The sequence below is a fragment of the Leifsonia shinshuensis genome (genome assembly GCF_014217625.1).
In the GTDB taxonomy this organism is placed as follows: domain Bacteria; phylum Actinomycetota; class Actinomycetes; order Actinomycetales; family Microbacteriaceae; genus Leifsonia; species Leifsonia shinshuensis_A.
The window spans coordinates 179,407-201,346 of sequence record NZ_CP043641.1; the positions used below are offsets into that span (position 1 = coordinate 179,407).

Sequence of the window (21,940 nt, forward strand, 5' to 3'; positions counted from 1 at the left end):
GCAGATGCCCAACCTCGTCTCCGAACCCCCTGCGCTCGAACCGGGAACGCTTCGGATTATCCCCACCGGCGGTCTCGGCGAGATCGGCCGCAACATGACCGTCTTCGAATACGAAGGCAAGCTGCTGATCGTCGACTGCGGCGTCCTGTTCCCCGAGCAGGACCAGCCGGGCGTCGACCTGATCCTTCCCGACTTCGGCCCGGTCCGCGACCGGCTGGACGACGTGCTCGGCGTGGTGCTGACGCACGGTCACGAGGACCACATCGGCGCCGTGCCGTACCTCCTCAAGCTGCGCGCGGATATCCCGCTGATCGGCTCCGGCCTCACCCTCGCCCTGGTGGAGGCGAAGCTCAAGGAGCACCGCATCCAGCCGTACACGCTCACCGTCAAGGAGGGCCGCACCGAGCAGCTCGGCCCGTTCGACCTGGAGTTCGTCGCGGTCAACCACTCCATCCCCGACGCGCTCGCCGTCGCCATCACCACGCCGGCCGGCACGGTGCTGCACACCGGCGACTTCAAGATGGACCAGCTCCCGCTCGACGACCGGATCACCGACCTGCGCGCCTTCGCCCGCCTGGGCGAGCGCGGCGTCGACCTGTTCATGGCCGACTCCACCAACGCCGACGTCCCCGGCTTCACGCCGCTGGAGCGTTCCATCGGCCCGGTGCTCGACACCGTGATCGCCCGCGCCCCGCGCCGGGTGATCGTCGCGAGCTTCTCCAGCCACGTGCACCGCGTCCAGCAGGTGCTCGACGCCGCCGCCGCCAACGGCCGCCGCGTCGCGCTGCTCGGCCGCTCGATGGTGCGCAACATGACCATCGCCGCCGAGCTCGGCTACCTCAAGGTGCCCGAAGGCGTGCTCATCGACTACAAGAAGGCCGCCGACCTCCCGGACGACGAGATCGTCTACATGTCGACCGGCTCCCAGGGCGAGCCGATGGCGGTGCTCGCGCGCATGGCGAACCTCGACCACCAGATCGAGGTCGGCCACGGCGACACGGTCATCCTGGCCTCCAGCCTCATCCCGGGCAACGAGAACGCGGTCTACCGCGTCATCGACGGCCTGACCAAGCTCGGCGCCAACGTCGTCCACAAGGGCAACGCCAAGGTGCACGTCTCCGGCCACGCCGCCGCGGGCGAGCTGCTCTACTGCTACAACATCCTCAAGCCCCGCAACGTGATGCCCGTGCACGGCGAGTACCGCCACCTGGTGGCCAACGCGCGCCTCGCGATGGACACCGGTGTGCCGGAGGAGAACACGATCCTCGCGGAGGACGGCACGGTCATCGACCTGCGCGACGGCGTCGCCCGCGTCGTCGGCCAGCTCGACCTCGGCTTCGTCTACGTCGACGGCTCCAGCGTCGGCGAGATCACCGACGCCGACCTCAAGGACCGCCGGATCCTCGGCGAGGAGGGCTTCATCTCGATCATCGTGGTGGTGGAGGCCGCCAGCGGCCGCATCGTCACCGGCCCGGAGATCCACGCCCGCGGCTTCGCGGAGGACGATGCGGTGTTCGACGACGTCAAGCCGAAGATCGCGGCGGCGCTCGCCGATGCGGCCCACAACGGCGTCCGCGACTCGCACGCGCTCTCGCAGGTGGTTCGCCGCACGGTGGGCCGCTGGGTGAACACCAGCTACCGCCGCCGGCCGATGATCGTCCCGCTCGTCATCGAGGCGTAACGGAGTTTCAGCTCCAGGTATGTAAGATGGAATCCACGTGACGCCGGGGGTCGGCGCACGCGAATGAAAGGCTGCATGTGGGGGTCATGCGTCGCTGGGTCTTCCCGGTGCTCCGAATCGTCCTGGTGGCGGCGATCGCCGTCGCGCTGGTCAAGCTGGCGTTCTTCCCGAGCGGGGAGTCCACCGCCGCGGATCCGGCGACACCGACCGGTCAGCTGACCGACCCGGTCACCACCGTCACGACGGGCACGATCGTCAACGACGTGACGGTGACCGGGTCGATCGTCGCCGACGACGCGGTGCCGGCGCGCGCGACGGCTGCGGGCACCGTCAACAAGGTGCAGGCGACCGTCGGCAAGCCCATCGACGTCGGGGCGGTGCTCTTCGACATCAAGGTCGAGACGCCGCGCGACCCGGTCGTCGAGACCGGCCCGGACGGCACGCAGACGATGACGGAGCGCAAGCCCGCCATCAGCTACACGGAGGTCACCGCGCCGATCTCCGGTGTCGTGAGCGAGCTTCCCGTGCTCGCCGGCCAGAGCGTCTCCATCGGCGACGCCGTCGGCTCGGTCGCGCCGCCCACCTTCTCGGTCTCCGCCACGCTGCCGGCCGAGCAGCAGTACCGCCTGATCCACCGGCCGACCGAGGCCACCGTCACAGTCAAGGGCGGCCCGGCGCCGTTCACCTGCACCGGGCTGACCATCACGACGCCCCCGGCGTCCGCCGCGAACACCGCTCCGAACACCGTGCCGGGAACCGGCGGCGGGGGCGGTGGGAGCGGCGGCGGCTCGACCACGACCGTGCGCTGCGCGGTCCCCGCCGAGGTGACCGTGTTCGCGGGGCTGAGCGCGGATGTCACGATCTCCGCCGGGCGCGCGGAGAACGTGCTCACGGTGCCGACCACCGCGGTGAAGGGTTCCGCCGAGAAGGGCGTCGTCTACGTCCCGGACGGGAAGGGCGGCGACCCAGCGCAGGTCGAGGTCGCGCTCGGGCTCACCGACGGCACGTCCGTCGAAGTCACGGGCGGCCTGAAGGAGGGCGACTCCGTCCTGCAGTTCGTCCCGGGCGCCACGACGCCGGAAGGCGGCTGCGTGCCGATGGGCAACGGCGGGATGATGTGCTCAGGCCCCGGCCCGGAAGCCGGGCCGTGACGCGCCTGCTGCGCCTGAGCGATGTCACCAAGACGGTCCAGGTGCCGGACGCCGCTCCGCTCACGATCCTGCACGGCATCGATCTCGTCGTGGAGTCGGGGGAGCGGGTGTCGGTCGTCGGCCGCTCCGGGTCGGGCAAGTCGACGCTGCTCAACATCCTGGGCCTCCTCGACTCCCCGAGCAGCGGCGAGTTCGAGTTCGAGGGCGTGCCCGTCCAGCGGATCGGCGGGCGAGCGCGCGACCTGCGCCGCGGCGCCGACGTCGGCTTCGTGTTCCAGCAGTTCAACCTCCTGTCCGGCCGCACGGCGCTCGAGAACGTCATGACCCCGCTGCTGTACGCGACCGGCCGGAGGTTCTGGAAGCGCCGGCTCCTCGCCACCGAGATGCTCGAACGCGTCGGGCTCGGCCACCGGCTCGGCTCTCTGCCCGAAGTTCTCTCCGGTGGCGAGCAGCAGCGTGTCGCCATCGCCCGGGCGCTGGTGCGCGGGCCGCGGCTGATCCTGGCGGACGAGCCGACCGGCGCGCTCGATGTGGAGACCGGGTCCACCGTCATCGACCTGCTCGAGGAGGTCGCCGCCGAGAACGACGCGGCCCTCGTCGTCATCACGCACGACCCTGCCGTGGCCGCGCGCTCGGCGGTCCGCTACCGGCTCGACGCCGGACGTCTGCACGCCACGACCGCGGAGGCGGCCGCATGAACGCGCTCGCCGCGCTCTGGGGCGCGATCGTCGAGGCCTGGCAGGAGCTGCGCATCCACCGCACGCGGGTGCTGCTGTCGCTGATCGGAGTGGGGGTCGCCGTGTGCGCGCTCAGCTCGGTCGTCGGGGTCGCCAACATCGCCGAGCAGGGGATGCGCGAGGGCAACGAGCGCTCGGGCGGCCGTCCGGCGCTCATCGCGGTCTTCCCGAACGACTCCAGCGCGACCAGCGAGGAGCGGCTCGACGCAGCCTGGGACACCATTCTGAAACGCCACGGCATCCGCTATTCCTCGAAGGTCGGAAATGTGTCGCTGCCGATCCAATTCCGCGACGGAGTGACGGCCGTGATGGCGCAGACCGTCGACCAGCCCTACGCCACGATGCACCGTACCGTCGTGGAGCAGGGGCGCTGGTTCCAGCCCGCGGACGAGCAACTGCTCGCACCTCCGATCATCGTGAACGAGGCGTTCTGGCGCAGACTCGGCTCGCCGCCTCTCGCCGAGCACCCCACCGCCACCGTCCTGAACGGCGAGTCGAAGGTCACAGCGGTCGTCGTCGGCGTGATGAAGACGCCGTACTCGCCGGACGACGCGACGGCGATCGTTCTGAACGCCAGCCTCGACAGGCTCGCCTCCAGTCGGGGGCTCGACTTCGGCGCGCCCTCGCTCGAAGCGTGGGTGCCTCCGGAGATCGCGACGCCGATGGTCACGGCGATCACGTCCGAGTTCGACCGAGCGCTCGGCACAGGCGCGATCAGCGTCAACCGGAACGACTATCTCGCCCACCTCGATCAAGACCCGCTGTGGTACTTCAAGCTGATCGTCGGCGGCATCGCCGTCCTCATCCTCCTGCTCGGTGCGCTCGGGCTGGTCAACATCGCCATGGTCACGGTGCGGCACCGCATCCGGGAGATCGGGGTGCGGCGCAGTTTCGGGGCGACGGGCGCGCGGGTGTTCTTCGCGGTGATGATGGAGAGCGTCGTGGCGACGGTGGTCGCGGGAGCTGCGGGCGTCGCGCTGTCGGTGCTGGTCGTGAAGAACCCGTGGGTCGAGGAGCGGCTCGGCGGCGGGATGATCACCGACATGCCGCCGTACCCGGTCGAGGCCGCCGTGCTCGGGCTGGTCGCGGCGACGGCGGTCGGCGCGCTGGCGGGGCTGCTCCCGGCGCTCGTGGCGGTGCGGGTCAAGGTGATCGATGCGATCCGGTACTGAACCCCGGGTCGTCGCCGGCTCTGTAACCCGCGCGAAACATCGCGGCGAGTAGCGTTCAGCCATGACAGGGTTCCGGATCCGCCCGGCGAACGGGGAGGACGCGCGCATCCTCTCCGACATGCTGGTGGAGGCTGCGAACTGGAACGCCTCCCGCGCCCGCGCGCGCGTCGCGGTGCTGGAGGACCCGGCCGTTCTGCGGTACGTCGCGGGCTGGAAACGGCCCGGTGACTTCGGCTGCGTCGCGGAGGACGCCCACGGCGCGGCGGTCGGCGCGTGCTGGGCCCGGCTCTTCCCGGCCGACGCGCCCGGCAGCGGGTTCGTCGCCGTCGGCGTCCCGGAGCTCACCCTCGGCGTCAACACGCAGTGGCGCGCGCAGGGCGTCGGCCGCGCGCTGCTCCAGGAGCTCGGGAGGCAGGCCGCCGTCTCCGGGGCCGCCCGGCTGAGCCTGAGCGTCGAGCGCGCGAACTTCGCCCAGCGCCTCTACGTGAGCGAGGGCTACGTGACAGTGGAGTCGCGGTCGACGGCCGACACGATGGTGCGCGCGGTGCGCTGAGCGCCCCGTCCTACCAGAGCACGTCCTCCCGACCCCCTCCTCCACAGCCCGTGCGCCGCCGCGGATTTTCCCCATTTCAGCGCGGGATCCGTCCCCCTGCCGGGGGTCCGAAGTAGCGTTGAACCTATGGCTACGAGCACCAAGTCGACCTCGTCCGCCCGGGGGTCCGGTCGCGGCGGCTCGACGGCGCGCAAGACGGCCGCCAAAACCCCGGCGAAGACGCAGAACCAGAAGACCGTCGCGTACCCGGCCGCCGACGAGGCGCCGAGTCCGCTCGTGCGCGCCTGGATGGGGCTGGCGCACCTCACCGGAGGGGCGTTCCGCGCCCTCGGCCCCGAGAAGCTGAGCAAGGAGGAGCGGCGCGACGGCTTCCCGTTCTTCCTCGTCCTGCTCGCCATCGCCGGTGTCGTCGTCGAGTGGTTCCTGATCAACGACCAGGTCGCCCGCACACTCGACTCCTGGACGTTCGGCCTCCTGTTCGGCCGGGTCGCCTTCGCACTCCCGGTCGTCATGGTCGTCTTCGCGGCCTGGCTGTTCCGGCATCCCAGCTCCGTCCACGACAACACGCGCATCGGCATCGGCCTCGGCATCCTGCTGCTGATGATCTCCGGGCTCTGCCACCTGTTCAGCCACCACCCGTCGCCCACCGACGGCGTCGCCGCGCTCGCGCAGGCCGGTGGCATGCTGGGCTGGCTGATCGCCGCCCCGCTGTCCTGGCTCATCACGCCCTACGGGGCCGCCGCTGTCATCATCCTGCTGCTGGTCCTGAGCCTCTTCATCATCACCAAGACGCCGCCCAACAAGCTGCCCGCGCGCATCCGCGAGCTGTACGCCTACCTGTTCGGCGCTCAGCTCCCCACGGAGGAGGAGCGCCAGGAAGCCAGGGACGAGCGCAAGAACCAGCGCACCGAGCAGGTCGAGCTCGACGGCCTGGACGAACCGGAGGGCGAGACCGCGTTGCCGTGGTGGCGGCGCAACAAGTCCCAGCGCGAGGAGGACCCGGACTACGAGGCGCCGGCCGACCTCACCGAGGTCTTCGGAGCCCCCACGCGGGGCAAGGGCGAGTTCGCGTCCGCGATCGAGCCGGACCCGGCGCACGACCACTACAACACCGAGGTGCTCGGCGAGCTCGCCAACGCGGAGACGGTGCTGCAGCGCTTCACGGGCGAGCTGCCGCCGACCGCCGCGGCCGCACCCGTGCCGACGGCCCCGGCGGTGCTGCCGGGCTTCCAGGCCGGCGCCGACGACTTCGACGAGACCAGCGCGGTCGACGAGGCCGACGCGCAGCCGACCGCGCCGTACAACCTGCCCTCGGCCACCATGCTGTCGGCCGGCACGCCCGCGAAGACCCGTTCCAGCGCGAACGAGGAGATCGTCGCCGCGATCACCGAGGTGCTCGACCAGTTCGGCGTCGACGCCAAGGTGACCGGCTACTCGCGCGGCCCGACGGTCACCCAGTACGAGATCGAGCTCGGCCCCGGCGTCAAGGTGGAGCGCGTCACGGCGCTCAGCAAGAACCTCTCCTACGCGGTCGCCAGCAACGAGGTCCGCATCCTGTCGCCGATCCCCGGCAAGTCCGCGATCGGCGTCGAGATCCCGAACAGCGACCGCGAGATCGTCTCGCTCGGCGACATCCTCCGCTCTCCTGCGGCCGCCAAGAGCGTCCACCCGATGACCATCGGCGTCGGCAAAGACGTCGGCGGCGGCTTCGTCGTCGCGAACCTCGCGAAGATGCCGCACCTCCTGGTGGCCGGCTCCACCGGCTCCGGAAAGTCGAGCTTCGTCAACTCGATGATCACCAGCCTGCTGATGCGCGCCAAGCCGTCCGAGGTCCGCATGGTCCTCATCGACCCGAAGCGCGTCGAGCTCACCATCTACGGCGGCGTCCCGCACCTCATCACGCCCATCATCACCAACCCCAAGAAGGCCGCGGAGGCCCTCCAGTGGGTCGTCAAAGAGATGGACATGCGGTACGACGACCTGGCGAGCTTCGGCTTCCGCCACATCGACGACTTCAACAAGGCCGTCGTCAACAACGAGATCGTGCTTCCGGAGGGCAGCGAGCGCAAGCTGAAGCCCTACCCGTACCTGCTGGTCGTGGTGGACGAGCTCGCCGACCTGATGATGGTCGCCCCGCGCGACGTCGAGGACTCGATCGTGCGCATCACCCAGCTCGCGCGCGCCTCCGGCATCCACCTGGTGCTCGCGACGCAGCGTCCGTCGGTGGACGTCGTCACCGGTCTGATCAAGGCCAACGTGCCGTCCCGGCTGGCGTTCGCCGTGACGAGCGTCACCGACTCCCGCGTCATCCTCGACCAGCCGGGCGCGGACAAGCTCATCGGCCAGGGCGACGGGCTCTTCCTGCCGATGGGCGCCTCCAAGGCGCTCCGCGTGCAGGGCGCGTGGGTGAACGAGGATGAAATCCAGAAGGTCGTCAACCACGTCACCCGGCAGGCCCGGCCGGAGTACCGGCAGGACGTCACCGCCGGCGCGGAGAAGAAGCAGATCGACTCCGACATCGGCGACGACCTGGAGCTGCTGCTCGCCGCGGCGGAGCTCGTGGTGTCGTCCCAGTTCGGCTCCACCTCGATGCTCCAGCGCAAGCTGCGCGTCGGCTTCGCCAAGGCCGGCCGGCTCATGGACCTCCTGGAGTCCCGCGAGATCGTCGGCCCGTCGGAGGGATCGAAGGCGCGCGACGTGCTCGTGACCGCTGAGCAGCTCCCGCAGGTGCTGGCGCGCCTGCGCGGCGAGGAGCCGCCGGCACGTCCCGCCGGCGCGCAGGCTCCTGTCGGGCAGCCGGCGGCCGGGCAGCCGGCGGCCGGACAGGTGACCGCCGGGCAGCCGCGCGCCGACGCCCACGACGACGGCGACCGGTACGGAGCCGATCCTGTCGCGGAGATGACCGAGGGCTATCCTGAGGTGGACGGCGACTCGGACGAGGACGCCTGGCAGCTGACCGGCAGGGAGTAGACCGCGATGTCGGTGCCCGACACGCCTCCGCCTGCCGCGGCGGACGGCAGCGCGAACCGCGCGAGCAACTGGAACGTGCCCAACCTGATCACGGTGGTGCGCATCCTGCTCGCGCCGGTGTTCGTCTGGATGTTGCTCGCCGACGCCGGTCACGACGGGCCGCTGCGCTGGACCGCCGCTGTGCTCTTCGTGCTCGCCATCGCCACGGACGGCGTGGACGGCGCGATCGCGCGGCGCAACAACCTGGTCACGGACCTCGGCAAGCTGCTCGACCCGATCGCCGACAAGGTGCTGACCGGCGGCGCCCTGGTGTCGCTGTCGATCCTGAACGAGCTGCCGTGGTGGGTCACCATCGTCATCCTCGTGCGCGAGATCGGCATCACGGTCTACCGGTTCGTGGTCATCCGCCAGGGGGTCATCGCTGCCTCCCGCGGCGGCAAGATCAAGACCATCGTGCAGTCCGTGGCCATCTCGTTCGCGCTCTTCCCGCTCTGGACGATCTTCGGCGACTGGATCTTCTGGGTGAACGGCATCCTGATGACCGCCGCCGTCATCCTCACCGTCGTGACGGGCTTCGACTACCTCTGGCAGGCCTACCGCGGCCGGAAGGCCAAGCGTGCCGGGGCCTGACGACGTCGCGGCGGCCGACCTCACCTTCCGCGTGGTGCGCACGCTCATCGACCGCGGTCAGACGATCGCCGTCGCGGAGTCGCTGACCGGGGGAGGCCTCACGGCCGAGCTGACCCGGGTGCCCGGGGCCTCCGCTGTCGTGCTCGGCGCGGCCGTGGTCTACGCCACCGAGCTCAAGCACACGCTGCTCGGGGTGGATGCCGGGCTGCTGGAGCGCGAGGGCCCGGTCGACCCGGAGGTGGCGCGCCAGCTCGCCGCCGGCGTCCGGGAGCGACTCGCCGTCGCCGGGCGTCCCGCCGACCTCGGAGTCTCGACCACCGGCGTCGCCGGCCCGGACCCGCAGGGCGGCCGTGCCGTCGGCACGGTCTACGTCGGCGTCGCGTCGGCCGCGGGGGTGCGCTCCGTCGAGCTCCGCCTCGCCGGGGACCGGCAGTCGATCCGTGCGCAGACGGTGTCCAGGGCGGTCCGCGAACTGGCGGTCGAGCTGGGCATCGTCGCCCCCTGACCCCCCTTCGCGGGGCGTCTCCGAACCCGCTCGGAGCCCAGGGAATAGCTGGTGTTTCCGTTCGGTTACAACTCGTTGCATTCACAACGAAAGCCCAGTCGTCGCGGATATCGTGACTGACATGGATGCGGTACAGTTGGCATCCATTCGATACGTCGGCAGGGTAGAAGAAGGAGGCTCCGAAATGATTCTTGTACGTCAGGAAATCGGCGACGTGCTCAGGGACTTCCGCCTGCAGAAGGGCCGCACCCTGCGCCAGGTCGCGAGCAAGGCGAGTGTCGCCCTCGGCTACCTCAGCGAGGTCGAGCGCGGTCAGAAGGAGGCCTCGAGCGAGATCCTCGCCTCGGTGGCCGACGCGCTGGAGACCCCGGTCTCCGTCATCATGCGCGAGGTCGGCGACCGCATCGCGGTGCTCGAAGGCCTCGAGCCGGTCATCCCCGACACCATCCCCGACGACTTCGTCTCCGCTCTGGACGCGAACCTCGTCGCCCGCTGAACCATCCACGACATTCCCGAGGGCGCCCCGCAGCATGCGGGGCGTCGCTCGTTTAAGGTGAACCCATGAAGTTGAGCGAGTTCCAGCGTGCGGTCGTAGACGAGTTCGGCTCGGGCTACGGGCAGGCGCTGCTGACCGATCTCGTCCTCGGTGAACTCGGCGGGCGGACGGCGCAGGACGCGCTGAACGCCGGCATCCCCGCGCGCGAGGTGTGGCTCGCGCTCTGCCGCGAGACGGGTGTGCCGCAGTCGCACTGGTACGGCGCGGGCAAGCCGGCGCCCAAGCGCTGATCCGCCGACCGCACATTCGTCACGAATGTCCCGAAAGCCGCGCCCAAAGGCGACATTCGTGACGAATCGCGTCACGACCCGTTCGGGACATTCGTGCCGAATGTCGCGAAAGCCGCGCCCAAAGGCGACATTCGTGACGAATGCGCGGGCGACACGCCGCGTGGGATCGCTCGAAGATATGTTCGGAACTGGGTAAACTCCTGCACAGGCGGCAATCGAAAACGAGTTGTCCACGAATCCATCGGTCGACGCCTGGAGTGTCGGCGGTCGGCCATACAGTCGAACTCGTCAGCGAAGCCCACGAAGGAGAACCGCAATGCCATCACCCGCAGACCGCGAGAAGGCGCTCGAGACCGCGCTCGCCCAGATCGACCGTCAGTTCGGCAAGGGCTCGGTCATGCGACTGGGCAGCGACGAGCGCGCCCCCGTCGAGGTCGTCCCCACCGGGTCGATCGCCCTCGACGTCGCCCTCGGCATCGGGGGTCTGCCCCGCGGCCGCATCGTCGAGATCTACGGTCCGGAGTCCTCCGGTAAGACCACGCTGACGCTGCATGCCATCGCCAACGCCCAGCGGGCCGGCGGCATCGCGGCCTTCATCGACGCCGAGCACGCGCTCGACCCGGAGTACGCCCGCAAGCTCGGCGTCGACATCGACGCCCTCCTCGTGTCGCAGCCCGACACCGGTGAGCAGGCGCTCGAGATCGCAGACATGCTGGTCCGCTCCGGCTCCATCGACCTCATCGTCATCGACTCCGTCGCCGCGCTCGTGCCGCGGGCCGAGATCGAGGGCGAGATGGGCGACGCGCACGTCGGCCTCCAGGCCCGTCTCATGTCGCAGGCGCTCCGCAAGCTGACCGGTGCGCTGAGCTCCACCAACACCACGATGATCTTCATCAACCAGCTGCGTGAGAAGGTCGGCGTGTTCTTCGGCAGCCCGGAGACGACCGCCGGCGGTAAGGCGCTCAAGTTCTACGCCTCGGTCCGCCTCGACATCCGTCGCATCGAGACCCTGAAGGACGGCACCGACGCGGTCGGCAACCGCACCCGCGTCAAGGTCGTCAAGAACAAGATGGCGCCGCCCTTCAAGCAGGCGGAGTTCGACATCCTCTACGGCGTCGGCATCTCCCGCGAGGGCAGCCTGCTCGACTTCGGTGTGGAGCACGGCATCGTCAAGAAGTCGGGTGCCTGGTACACCTACGAGGGCGACCAGCTCGGCCAGGGCAAGGAGAACTCGCGCAACTTCCTCATCGCGAACGCCGACATCGCCGCCGAGATCGAGCACAAGATCCTCATCAAGCTCGGTGTCATCGCGGACCCGAACGCGGCCGCGGCGCCTGCGGAGGCGGACAACGTGGACTCGCTGGAAAAGAAGCTGCAGGCTCGTAAGGGGGCGTGATCGGCGGGCTCGACGTGAGTCGAGTCGCGGAAGCGACGGCACCGATATCAGCGGGAGAAGAATGAGGAGGGGATTTCGTGGTTGTGAGGTTTCCTTCTGAGGCTTCGGATTCCGGCGGTGCCGGGGGTGCGGGGGCCGAGCATGTGGCTCCGGTGACGCCGTTGCGTCGTGGGGTCGCGGCGAAGCGGGAGCGGACGGTTGAGCCGGGGATGGTTCGGCCGGTGGCTGAGCTTCCGGGGGCTCAGGAGGTCGCGGCTCCCGCCGGTGCGGAGGCGTCGGAGCGGTGGAACAACACGTGGGCTGCTGAGCCTGCGCGGCGTTCCGATGCTCGCGATGTGTCCGGCAGAGTCAATGCGTCCGACAGAGCTGACGTGTCCGACAGAGCCGACGCGTCTGACGCCGAGGACGAGGAGACCGAGCGGCTGGCGCGGAAGGCGTCGGGGGTCACGATCCGGCAGCTCGCGCGGCGGGGGATGTCGCGGTGGGAGCTGGAGCAGTTGCTCACCAAGCGCGAGATCGCTCCGGAGGTGTTCGGGCCGGAGCTGGATCGGCTCGAGGCCATGGGTGTGATCGATGACGCCTCATTGGCAGCCACGCTGGCGTTCACCCAGCACAGCCGCAAGGGCCTCGGACGCTCGGCGATCGAGCTCGACCTCAAGCGGCGGCACATCGCTCCCGAGCTGATCGAGGAGGCGCTGGCCGACATCGCGGACGAGGACGAGTTGGAGCGGGCGACCGAGCTGGCCATCAAGCGGATCGGGCAGTTGTCGTCCTACGACGACGAGACGGCCCGGCGGCGGCTGCACGGGTTCCTCGCGCGCAAGGGCTACGACTCCTCCGTCGTCCGGCAGGCGATGGACGCGGCGTTCGCGACCCGCGGGCGGCGCGGCGGAGTGCGGTTCCAGTAGGCGCGAACGGGGGTCGGGCGGCCGTTCGATTCCGGTCCCGGTCGAACGTAGAATCGTACGCATCATGAGCACCATCGAGTCGAGCACCGCAGATCCGATCAGCGTCGAGCGCTCCCGCGTCTTCGAGCCGTCGCCGGCCGCCCTCGCGGAGGACGGCCGTCCGCGCACGTACGAGGTGCGGACGTTCGGCTGCCAGATGAACGTCCACGACTCCGAGCGGCTCAGCGGCTCGCTGGAGGCGGCCGGCTATGTTCCGGCGGACGGCGCCGAGGCGGACATCGTCGTGATCAACACCTGCGCGGTCCGCGAGAACGCCGACAACAAGCTCTACGGCAACCTCGGCCACCTCGCCGGCGTCAAGCGCAGGCACGCCGGGATGCAGATCGCCGTCGGCGGCTGTCTCGCTCAGAAGGACAAGAACGTCATCCTCGAGAAGGCGCCGTGGGTCGACGTCGTCTTCGGCACCCACAACATGGGCTCGCTCCCTGGCCTCCTCGAACGGGCGCGGCACAACGACGCCGCCGAGATCGAGATCCTGGAGTCGCTCGAGACCTTCCCCTCCACGCTGCCGACCAAGCGCGACTCGTCCTACTCGGGCTGGGTCTCCATCTCGGTCGGCTGCAACAACACCTGCACGTTCTGCATCGTCCCGTCGCTGCGCGGCAAGGAGAAGGACCGCCGCCCCGGCGACATCCTCGCCGAGATCGGCACGCTGGTCGAGGACGGCGCGATCGAGGTCACCCTCCTCGGCCAGAATGTCAACTCGTACGGCGTCGAGTTCGGGGACCGCCAGGCGTTCAGCAAGCTGTTGCGCGCCGCGGGTCAGATCGAGGGCCTGGAGCGCATCCGCTTCACGAGCCCGCACCCGGCCGCGTTCACGGACGACGTGATCGACGCGATGGCGGAGACGCCGAACGTCATGCCGCAGCTGCACATGCCGCTCCAGTCGGGTTCCGACCGCATCCTCAAGTCGATGCGACGCTCGTACCGGTCGGAGAAGTTCCTCGGCATCCTCGACCGCGTGCGCGCGAAGCTCCCGGACGCGGCGATCAGCACTGACATCATCGTCGGCTTCCCCGGCGAGACCGAAGAGGATTTCCTCGACACGATGCGCGTGGTCGAGCAGGCCCGGTTCGCGTCGGCGTTCACGTTCCAGTACTCGATCCGCCCCGGCACGCCCGCGGCCGGCATGGCCGACCAGGTGCCGAAGGAGGTCGTCCAGGACCGTTACGACCGCCTGATCGCCCTGCAGGAGCGCATCTCCCTGGAGGAGAACGAGCGCCTGATCGGCCGCGAGGTGGAGCTGCTAGTCGCCAACGGCGAAGGCCGCAAGGACGCCGACACGCACCGCCTGACCGGCCGCGCCCGCGACAGCCGCCTGGTCCACTTCGAGCTTCCCGCGGGCTCGGACGTCCCGCGCCCCGGCGACGTCGTGACGGTGCGGATCACGCAGGCGGCCCCGCACTACCTGATCGCGGACAGCGCCGACGGCGCGCCCCTCGCCATCCGCCGCACCCGCGCGGGCGACGCATGGGACCGCGCGGAGGCCGAGTCGTGCGCGGTGCCGTCCCACGGCGATGCCGCCCAGGCGGCAGGCCCGGTCTCGCTCGGCCTGCCGACGCTCCGCCCGCGCGCCCCGCTGACCTCCCCGGGCGTCGGCACCATGCCGATCTACGACCCGTCGGACGGCCAGCGCTGAGCGCCGACGCCGACCCGGGCGACGCGGCCTCGGCTGTCACGCCAGGCGCCGAGCCTGACATCGCCAAGCCGGAGGACGGGATCATCGCCATCGTCGGCGCCACCGGCACCGGCAAGACCGAGCTCTCCCTCGCCCTGGCCGAGGCCCTCCGCGCGCAGGGCCGCGCCGCCGAAGTCGTCAACGCCGACGCGATGCAGTTCTACCGGGGGATGGACATCGGCACGGCGAAGCTCCCTCCGGCCGAGTGGCGGGGTGTGCCGCATCACCTGTTCGACGTCCTCGACGTGACCGAGGAGGCCACCGTCGCGCGCTACCAGCCGGAGGCGCGGCGCGTCGTCGGGGAGATCCTGGCGCGGGGGGCGACGCCCATCCTCGTGGGCGGGTCGGGGCTGTACGTGTCGAGCGTGATCTTCGACTTCCGGTTCCCCGGCACCGATCCCGAGCTGCGGGCGCGGCTGGAGGCCGAGCTTGCCGCGCAGGGGCCGGGGATGCTGTTCCGGCGGCTCGTCGCGGTCGACCCGGAGGCCGCGAAGCGGATCGGGTCGTCCAACGGCCGGCGGATCGTGCGCGCGCTGGAGGTGGCCGAGCTGACCGGGTCCCCGGTGAGCGGCGCGCTTCCGGACGAGCCGCAGTACTGGCGGCCGACGACCGTCCTCGGGCTCGCGGCGCCGCGCGAGGAGTTGGTCCAGCGCCTGGACGCGCGGGTGGAGCGGATGTGGCGCGACGGGCTCGCCGACGAGGTGCGGCGGCTGATCCCGCTCGGGCTGGAGGACGGGGTGACCGCCCGCCGCGCGATCGGCTACGCGCAGGCGCTCGCGGAGGTGGAGGGCGAGCTGACCCGCGCGGAGGCGATCGCCGCCACGCAGCAGCTCACCCGGCGCTACGCGCGCCGGCAGGTGAGCTGGTTCAAGCGTTACGACGGCATCCACTGGCTCGACTACGACGACCCGGACCTGGCGGCGACGGCGATGGGGGTGCTCCGCACTCGCTGAGCCGCCGCCAGCTAGGCTGGTGCGATGGCGACGCTCCACTTCACCAAGGGTCAGGGGACCGGCAACGACTTCGTGCTCTATTCCGACCCGGACGGGCGCCAGCCGCTGACCCCGCAGCAGATTGCCGCGATCTGCGACCGGCACTTCGGGATCGGCGCCGACGGCGTGATCCGCGCCGTCCGCTCCACCCACCTGCCGGAGGGCGCCGAAGCGCTCGCGGAGGACGACGGCGCCGAGTGGTTCATGGACTACTACAACGCAGACGGCTCCGTCGCGGAGATGTGCGGCAACGGCATCCGCGTGTACGTGCGCTACCTGCTGGCGTCCGGGCTCGCGCAACTCGCGGACGGCGACACCCTCCCGATCGGCACCCGCTCGGGCGTCCGCGACGTGCAGCGCAACCTCACCGGGTTCCAGGTCGACCTCGGCCGGTGGGGCCTCGACGGCGGTGAGCCGCTGGTGCGCGCCAAGGAGCTGCCGGTCGCACGTCCCGGTCTCGGCATCGATATGGGCAACCCGCACGTGGTGGTCGCGGTCGCCGACGAGTCCGAGCTGGAGGCCGCCGACCTCACCTACATCCCGCACATCGAGCCGGAGCCCGAGGACGGGGCGAACGTCGAGTTCGTCGTCCCGCAGGAGCCGCTGGTGCGTGACGGCATCGGACGCATCCGGATGCGCGTGCACGAGCGGGGGAGCGGCGAGACGCTCTCTTGCGGCACGGGCGCTGCGGCGGCGGCATTGGCCGTGCGGCACTGGGCAGGCGAAGGCGCTCCCGACCAGTGGCGGGTGGAGGTGCCGGGCGGCACCGTGGGCGTGCGGATGTTCCCGACCGAGGACGGCGAGCACGTCGCGCTCTCCGGCCCGGCCGAGCTGGTCTACACCGGGACGCTCGAACTCGCCTGAGCCGCGTATCGCCGGGTCACGCCTCGGCGGGCTTGCGCGCCCGCAGCACGCGATACCCCTTGCTGATCGCCGCCCGCGTCGTGGTCAGCTCCGGCATCGTCGCCTGGATCCAGCGCTGCAGCGAGTCGCTGCCGAGGTTCCGCTGCACGACCAGCCACGCGTCCGAGCCCGGCTCCAGGCGCGGCAGCCAGCGCTGCAGGATGTCGTGGAGCTCGTTCTTGCCGACCCGGATGGGCGGATTGGACCAGATCGTGGTGAATTCCAGCGACTCGGGAACATCATCCGGCGTCACGGGGTTAACATTTGTCAGACCGAGCTTCTGCGCATTCCGGCGCACCACGTCCAGTGCTCGGGTGTTGACGTCGACCGCCCAGACGGTCGCATGAGGGGATTCGAGAGCAAGTGTGAGAGCCAGAGGCCCCCAGCCGCAGCCGAGGTCGAGGAACTGACCGCCGGGCGGCGCGGAGGGGACATGGTCGAGGAGCACTCGCGTACCCATGTCGATGCGCTCGGGGCTGAAGATCCCGTTCGCCGTCACCAGTTCGTACGTCTGGCCCGCCAGGCGTGCGGTGAACGGCCGCAGGTTCAATTCGCTCTCGGGAGCGGGTGAGAAGTAGTGATCTCCGCTGGCCATATAGAGGACCGTACAGGACGCGGACCAACAGACAAACACGGCAGAACAGACAGACTAGGGTGTACCCCACCTGGATCAGGGGACAGTGAATGACCGAACGAACAGATTTCGAAGAACAGACCGCAGAAGTGACCACCGACCACACCGTCGACGACGTCGTCGCGCGCGTGCTCGCCACCCAGCAGAACCGCGCGACGGTGACGCTCTTCGGCTCAGGAGCCCAGGCGCTCCAGCACAGCGACACCGACGGCGGCGGCCACGACGGCGAGCAGTTCGACCGCGAGGAGCGCGCCGCGCTCCGCCGCGTCTCCGGGCTCTCCACCGAGCTCGAGGACGTCACAGAGGTCGAGTACCGGCAGCTGCGGCTGGAGAACGTCGTGCTCATCGGCGTCTACTCGCAGGGCTCGCTGCAGGACGCGGAGAACTCGTTGCGCGAGCTCGCCGCCCTCGCCGAGACCGCGGGCGCCGCGGTGCTCGACGGCCTCCTGCAGCGGCGGCCGCATCCCGACCCCAGCACGTACCTCGGCCGCGGCAAGGCGGAGGAGCTGGCCGGGATCGTGCGCGCGCTCGGCGCGGACACCGTCATCGCCGACACCGAGCTCGCGCCCAGCCAGCGGCGCGCGCTGGAGGACGTGGTGAAGGTGAAGGTGATCGACCGCACGGCCGTCATCCTCGACATCTTCAGCCAGCACGCCAAGAGCCGCGAAGGCAAGGCGCAGGTCGAGCTCGCTCAACTCGAGTACCTGCTTCCGCGCCTGCGCGGCTGGGGCGAGTCGATGTCCCGCCAGGCCGGTGGCCAGGTGGGCGGCGCGGGCGCCGGCATGGGCTCGCGCGGACCCGGTGAGACGAAGATCGAGCTCGACCGGCGCCGCATCCACTCGCGGATGGCGAAGCTGCGCAAGCAGATCGCCGGGTTCAAGCCGGCGCGCGAGGCGAAGCGGGCGAACCGCAACCGCAACTCGGTGCCCTCCGTGGCGATCGCCGGGTACACGAACGCGGGCAAGTCCAGCCTCCTGAACCGGGTGACCAAGGCGGGCGTGCTCGTCGAGAACGCCCTGTTCGCGACGCTGGACGCGACCGTGCGCCGCTCGGTGACCGCCGACGGCCGGCTGTACACGCTGGCCGACACGGTCGGCTTCGTGCGCAACCTGCCGCACCAGCTGGTGGAGGCGTTCCGCTCGACGCTGGAGGAGGTCGCCGACTCCGACGTCATCCTGCACGTGGTCGACGGGTCGCACCCCGACCCGGCGTCGCAGCTGGCGACAGTCCGCGACGTGATCGGCGAGGTCGGCGCCAGGGACATCCCGGAGATCGTGGTGTTCAACAAGGCCGACCTCATCCCGGCCGACGACCGGCTCGTCCTGCGCGGCCTGGAGCCCGGCGCGATCTTCGCGTCGGCCCGCACCGGTGAGGGCGTGGACGAGGTGCTCGCGGCGATCGCGCGGCTGCTGCCCGACCCGTCCGTCGAAGTCGAGCTGGTCGTCCCGTACGACCGCGGCGACCTCGTCTCGGCGCTGCACGAGCGCGGCCGGGTGCTCTCCACCGAGTACGTGGAGGACGGCACGCGCGTGCGGGCGAGGATCATGCCGGAGTACCAGTCCGTGTTCGAGCCCTTCGCCGTCTAGCGGAGGCGCGCACCGGAACAGGAGGCCGGGCGGAATCACTGTGTCACTAGATGACGCAGCGGGTTCCGCCCGGCCTCCGTGGTTGTTACTGTGTCTGCACAACCGAAGCGGGCGACCGCTGACGTGGTGCGACAGCCGAGCCCGGCACCCGCCCGCCCCCTCCCTTCCGACGGCCTCCACCGCCGAGGAGCGAGGGCGCCCGTGACGCTGATCGACACCGAGGGACCATGGACTGTACCGACGCGCGGTTCTCATTCGAGCTGTACCCGCCGCGCAACGAACGAGCCGCCGCCGCGCTGCCCGCGACGATCGACCGGCTCGCCGCCGCCGGTCCCGACTTCATCTCGGTGACCTACGGGGCGAACGGGTCGTCGCGCTCGTCGTCGCTGGAGGTGCTGCGCTACATCCTGGAGCACACCGACGTGAGCCCCATGGCGCACCTCACCTGCGTCGGGTCGACGCACACCGAGGCGAACCGGCTGATCCGCGAGTTCCTGGACGCCGGCATCCGGCGCTTCCTCGCGGTGCGCGGCGATCCGCCGGCGGGCCTCGCCCCCGGGGACGACGGACTCGGCGACATCAAGAGCTCCTCCGAACTCGTGCAGCTCATCCACCGGGTGCAGGCCGAGCGCGTCCCGTACGACGCGCTCCCGGTGCCCGGGCTCCACGCGCAGGCCGTGCTCTCCCACCGCGAGCACGTGCAGATCGCCGTCGCCGCCTTCCCGCACGGCCACCCGTCGCGGTCCGTCTCGCAGGACATCGACGCCCTGCTCGCGAAGCAGGCGGCGGGCGCCAACCTCGGGATCACCCAGCTGTTCTTCCACGCCGAGGACTACCTTTCGTTCGCGCAGAAGGCCAGGGAGGCCGGGGTGACGTTCCCGATCCTCCCGGGGATCATGCCGGTCACCTCGCCCGCGCGGCTCGCGCGGATGCTGGAGCTCAGCGGCGAGGACCTCCCGAGCGACCTCGCGATCCAGCTGGAGGTCGAACCCGACGACGAGGGCAGGCGCGAGCTCGGCATCGAGTGGACAGCGCGCCTGGCGCAGCGGCTGCTCGACGGCGGCGCCCCCGGCATCCACCTCTACACGTTCAACCAGCACACGGCCGTCCTCTCGGTGCTCGAGAGGGTGGGGTTGCTGGATCCGACCAACGCGACCACCGCAACGACCACCGCAGCCACCTCGCAGAAAGCAGGCGATCCCGCATGACCGACACCACCACACGTTCCGCCTTCCCGGTGGGCACCATCATCGGCTACCCGCGCATCGGCCGGCGCCGCGAGCTCAAGAAGGCCGTCGAGGCGTTCTGGGCGGGGCAGACCACCGCCGACGAGCTGGAGGCCACGGCCGCCGAGCTGCGCGCCGCCACCCGGGAGCGCCTCGCCGCGCTCGGGCTCGGCCGCGACGACGCCGCGATCCCGGAGAGCTTCAGCTTCTACGACCAGGTGCTCGACGCGGCCGTGACCGTCGGCGCCATCCCGTCGCGGTTCGCCGGGCTGGCCGCCGACGACGGCTCGGTCGACCTGGCCGGCTACTTCACGATCGCCCGCGGCGAGGGCGAGAAGGCGCCGCTGGAGATGACCAAGTGGTTCGACTCCAACTACCACTACCTCGTGCCGGAGATCGGTCCGGAGACCGCCTTCCGGCTGGCATCCGACCGCATCGTCCGGGAGTTCGAGGAGGCCCGCGCAGCCGGCTTCGTCACGCGCCCGGCGATCGTCGGCCCGGTGACGTTCCTGCTGCTGAGCAAGGCGAGCGACGACGCGCCGGAGGGCTTCCGCCCGCTGTCGCGGCTCGGCGACCTGCTGCCGGTCTACCGTGAGCTGCTGGCGCGTCTCGCCGCCGCGGGCGCGCCGTGGGTGCAGCTGGACGAGCCCGCGCTCGTCTCCGAGAGCGTCGAAGAGCCGCGCACGGAGGTGCTGGAGGCCGCGCGCGCCGCGTACGCCGCGCTGGGGGGAGCCGCCGAACGGCCTGCGATCTTCGTCGCGGCGCCCTACGGCAGCCTGGACGACGCCCTCCCGGTGCTCGCCGTCTCGCCCGTGGAGGCGATTTCCCTCGACCTGGTGAAGGGCGGCGTCCCGGCCGGACTCGACGCCGCCACGACCGCCGGGCTGGCGGGCAAGACCCTCGTCGGCGGCGTGATCGACGGCCACAACATCTGGCGCGGCGATCTGGAGGCCGCGTTCGGGAAGCTGACGGAGCTGCTGTCGCTGAGCCCCGACGTCGCGGTGTCGACCTCCACCTCGCTTCAGCACGTCCCGCACGACGTGGACGACGAGCCGGACCTCGACGCGCGCTTGAAGACGTGGCTCGCGTTCGCCGACCAGAAGGTCGGCCAGGTCGCCGTGCTGGCGCGCGGCATCGTGGACGGCCACGAGGCCATCCAGGACGAGCTGACCGGCGCGACCGCGGCGCTCGCCGACCGTGCAGCCGCCCCCGGCGTGCGCGTGGAGGCCGTGCGAGCGCGCGAGGCCGGGCTCACCCGGGCCGACTTCCGCCGCGGCGAGTACGGCGCGCGGCAGGCGGCGCAGGACGAGGCACTGCACCTGCCGTTCCTGCCGACCACCACGATCGGATCGTTCCCGCAGACCGCGGACATCCGCCGCTCGCGCGCCCAGCTCGCCAAGGGCGTCATCGACGAGGCCGAGTACCTGGGCCGGATGCAGGCGGAGATCAAGCGCGTCGTCGACCTCCAGGAGGAGATCGGCCTCGACGTGATCGTGCACGGCGAGCCCGAGCGCAACGACATGGTGCAGTACTTCGCCGAGAACCTGGACGGCTTCGCGGTGACGCAGAACGGCTGGGTGCAGTCGTACGGGTCGCGCTGCACGCGCCCCTCGATCCTCTGGGGCGACGTGTCGCGGCCGAAGCCGATCACGGTCGACTGGTCGACCTACACCCAGACGCTGACCGAGAAGCCGGTCAAGGGGATGCTGACCGGGCCGGTCACGATCCTCGCCTGGTCGTTCGTGCGCGACGACCAGCCGCTCGGCGAGACGGCGCGGCAGGTGGCGCTGGCGCTGCGCGACGAGATCGCGGACCTGGAGGCGGCGGGCATCCGCGTCGTGCAGGTGGACGAGCCGGCGCTGCGCGAGCTGCTGCCGCTGAAGCGCGCCGATCAGGCCGGCTACCTGGAGTGGTCGGTGGGCTCGTTCCGGCTCGCGACCTCCGGGGTGGCGGACAAGACGCAGATCCACACGCACCTCTGCTACTCGGAGTTCGGCGTGGTCATCGACGCGATCCGCAACCTCGACGCCGACGTGACCAGCATCGAAGCCGCGCGCAGCCGGATGGAGGTCGTCCACGACATCCAGCGCTCCGGGTTCGAGCACGGCATCGGCCCTGGCGTCTACGACATCCACTCGCCGCGCGTGCCGTCGGTCGCCGAGGTGACCGAGCTGCTGGAGACGGCGCTCGGCGCGATTCCCGGTCGTCAGCTCTGGGTGAACCCGGACTGCGGGCTGAAGACCCGCGGCTACGACGAGACGGTGGCGTCGCTGCGCAACATCATCGCGGCGACGCGCGACGTGCGGGAGCGGGCGGGCGTCACGGCCTGAACCGCTCCGCCGGCCGAGGCCGTGCTGTCCCGTTCCGCTCTG

19 protein-coding genes are annotated in these 21,940 nt (G+C 70.7%); 18 read left to right on the forward strand and 1 reads right to left on the reverse strand.

The features are described 5' to 3' along the window. Nucleotides 1-4 precede the first annotated feature (4 nt). The 15 genes from F1C12_RS00910 to dapF all read left to right on the forward strand — a co-directional run bounded on the left by F1C12_RS00910 (nucleotide 5) and on the right by dapF (nucleotide 16,083). Nucleotides 5-1,681, forward strand: a complete 1,677-nt coding sequence (locus F1C12_RS00910; protein WP_185277015.1) for a ribonuclease J — start codon at nucleotides 5-7, stop codon at nucleotides 1,679-1,681. An 86-nt stretch (nucleotides 1,682-1,767) separates the two neighbouring features. Continuing rightward, nucleotides 1,768-2,832 carry an efflux RND transporter periplasmic adaptor subunit gene (locus F1C12_RS00915; protein WP_185277016.1) on the forward strand — a complete coding sequence of 355 codons (1,065 nt, stop codon included), beginning with the start codon at nucleotides 1,768-1,770 and terminating at the stop codon, nucleotides 2,830-2,832. 5 nt (nucleotides 2,833-2,837) lie between these two features. Next, nucleotides 2,838-3,530 carry an ABC transporter ATP-binding protein gene (locus F1C12_RS00920; RefSeq protein WP_219732707.1) on the forward strand — a complete coding sequence of 231 codons (693 nt, stop codon included), beginning with the start codon at nucleotides 2,838-2,840 and terminating at the stop codon, nucleotides 3,528-3,530. Next, nucleotides 3,527-4,741: an ABC transporter permease gene (locus F1C12_RS00925; RefSeq protein WP_185277018.1), complete on the forward strand. Its 1,215-nt coding sequence runs from the start codon at nucleotides 3,527-3,529 to the stop codon at nucleotides 4,739-4,741. Before F1C12_RS00920 ends, F1C12_RS00925 begins: the two co-directional genes overlap by 4 nt. A gap of 61 nt (nucleotides 4,742-4,802) precedes the next feature. After that, nucleotides 4,803-5,294, forward strand: coding sequence for a GNAT family N-acetyltransferase (locus tag F1C12_RS00930; protein ID WP_185277019.1), 492 nt, complete (start codon nucleotides 4,803-4,805; stop codon nucleotides 5,292-5,294). A 126-nt stretch (nucleotides 5,295-5,420) separates the two neighbouring features. Continuing rightward, a complete protein-coding gene (locus F1C12_RS00935) occupies nucleotides 5,421-8,264 on the forward strand; it encodes an FtsK/SpoIIIE family DNA translocase (protein ID WP_185277020.1) in 2,844 nt (947 codons plus the stop codon). A 6-nt stretch (nucleotides 8,265-8,270) separates the two neighbouring features. Continuing rightward, nucleotides 8,271-8,894, forward strand: a complete 624-nt coding sequence (gene pgsA / locus F1C12_RS00940; protein WP_185277021.1) for a CDP-diacylglycerol--glycerol-3-phosphate 3-phosphatidyltransferase — start codon at nucleotides 8,271-8,273, stop codon at nucleotides 8,892-8,894. Next, nucleotides 8,881-9,399: a CinA family protein gene (locus F1C12_RS00945; RefSeq protein ID WP_374939545.1), complete on the forward strand. Its 519-nt coding sequence runs from the start codon at nucleotides 8,881-8,883 to the stop codon at nucleotides 9,397-9,399. Before pgsA ends, F1C12_RS00945 begins: the two co-directional genes overlap by 14 nt. A gap of 184 nt (nucleotides 9,400-9,583) precedes the next feature. Next, the gene (locus F1C12_RS00950) at nucleotides 9,584-9,895 is read left to right on the forward strand and encodes a helix-turn-helix domain-containing protein (protein ID WP_055915450.1); all 312 of its coding nucleotides are present in this window, start codon (nucleotides 9,584-9,586) and stop codon (nucleotides 9,893-9,895) included. Nucleotides 9,896-9,960: 65 nt separating this feature from the next. Beyond that, a complete protein-coding gene (locus tag F1C12_RS00955; RefSeq protein WP_185277022.1) occupies nucleotides 9,961-10,185 on the forward strand; it encodes a DUF3046 domain-containing protein in 225 nt (74 codons plus the stop codon). A 316-nt stretch (nucleotides 10,186-10,501) separates the two neighbouring features. Beyond that, nucleotides 10,502-11,581 (forward strand): recombinase RecA, encoded by a 1,080-nt coding sequence (gene recA / locus F1C12_RS00960; RefSeq protein WP_185277023.1) that lies wholly within the window; start codon nucleotides 10,502-10,504, stop codon nucleotides 11,579-11,581. 371 nt (nucleotides 11,582-11,952) lie between these two features. Then, entirely contained in the window at nucleotides 11,953-12,489 is a 537-nt protein-coding gene (locus F1C12_RS00965) for a regulatory protein RecX (protein ID WP_258046066.1), read from the forward strand. Nucleotides 12,490-12,553: 64 nt separating this feature from the next. Next, nucleotides 12,554-14,188 carry a tRNA (N6-isopentenyl adenosine(37)-C2)-methylthiotransferase MiaB gene (miaB, locus tag F1C12_RS00970; RefSeq protein ID WP_374939546.1) on the forward strand — a complete coding sequence of 545 codons (1,635 nt, stop codon included), beginning with the start codon at nucleotides 12,554-12,556 and terminating at the stop codon, nucleotides 14,186-14,188. A gap of 59 nt (nucleotides 14,189-14,247) precedes the next feature. Next, nucleotides 14,248-15,180 (forward strand): tRNA (adenosine(37)-N6)-dimethylallyltransferase MiaA, encoded by a 933-nt coding sequence (gene miaA, locus F1C12_RS00975; protein ID WP_374939568.1) that lies wholly within the window; start codon nucleotides 14,248-14,250, stop codon nucleotides 15,178-15,180. 24 nt (nucleotides 15,181-15,204) lie between these two features. Then, nucleotides 15,205-16,083 carry a diaminopimelate epimerase gene (dapF, locus tag F1C12_RS00980; RefSeq protein ID WP_185277025.1) on the forward strand — a complete coding sequence of 293 codons (879 nt, stop codon included), beginning with the start codon at nucleotides 15,205-15,207 and terminating at the stop codon, nucleotides 16,081-16,083. Nucleotides 16,084-16,099: 16 nt separating this feature from the next. Here dapF and F1C12_RS00985 read toward each other — a convergent pair whose 3' ends face one another. Beyond that, nucleotides 16,100-16,717 (reverse strand): class I SAM-dependent methyltransferase, encoded by a 618-nt coding sequence (locus tag F1C12_RS00985; protein WP_185277026.1) that lies wholly within the window; start codon nucleotides 16,715-16,717, stop codon nucleotides 16,100-16,102. Nucleotides 16,718-16,806: 89 nt separating this feature from the next. On the opposite strand from F1C12_RS00985, the gene hflX reads away from it, so the two are divergent. From hflX to metE, 3 genes are all read left to right on the forward strand, one after another. Then, a complete protein-coding gene (gene hflX / locus F1C12_RS00990; RefSeq protein ID WP_185277027.1) occupies nucleotides 16,807-18,342 on the forward strand; it encodes a GTPase HflX in 1,536 nt (511 codons plus the stop codon). A gap of 227 nt (nucleotides 18,343-18,569) precedes the next feature. Further along, nucleotides 18,570-19,550: a methylenetetrahydrofolate reductase gene (locus F1C12_RS00995; RefSeq protein WP_185277028.1), complete on the forward strand. Its 981-nt coding sequence runs from the start codon at nucleotides 18,570-18,572 to the stop codon at nucleotides 19,548-19,550. Next, nucleotides 19,547-21,898 carry a 5-methyltetrahydropteroyltriglutamate--homocysteine S-methyltransferase gene (gene metE / locus F1C12_RS01000; protein ID WP_185277029.1) on the forward strand — a complete coding sequence of 784 codons (2,352 nt, stop codon included), beginning with the start codon at nucleotides 19,547-19,549 and terminating at the stop codon, nucleotides 21,896-21,898. The genes F1C12_RS00995 and metE overlap by 4 nt, the downstream gene beginning before the upstream one ends. Nucleotides 21,899-21,940: the final 42 nt, after the last annotated feature.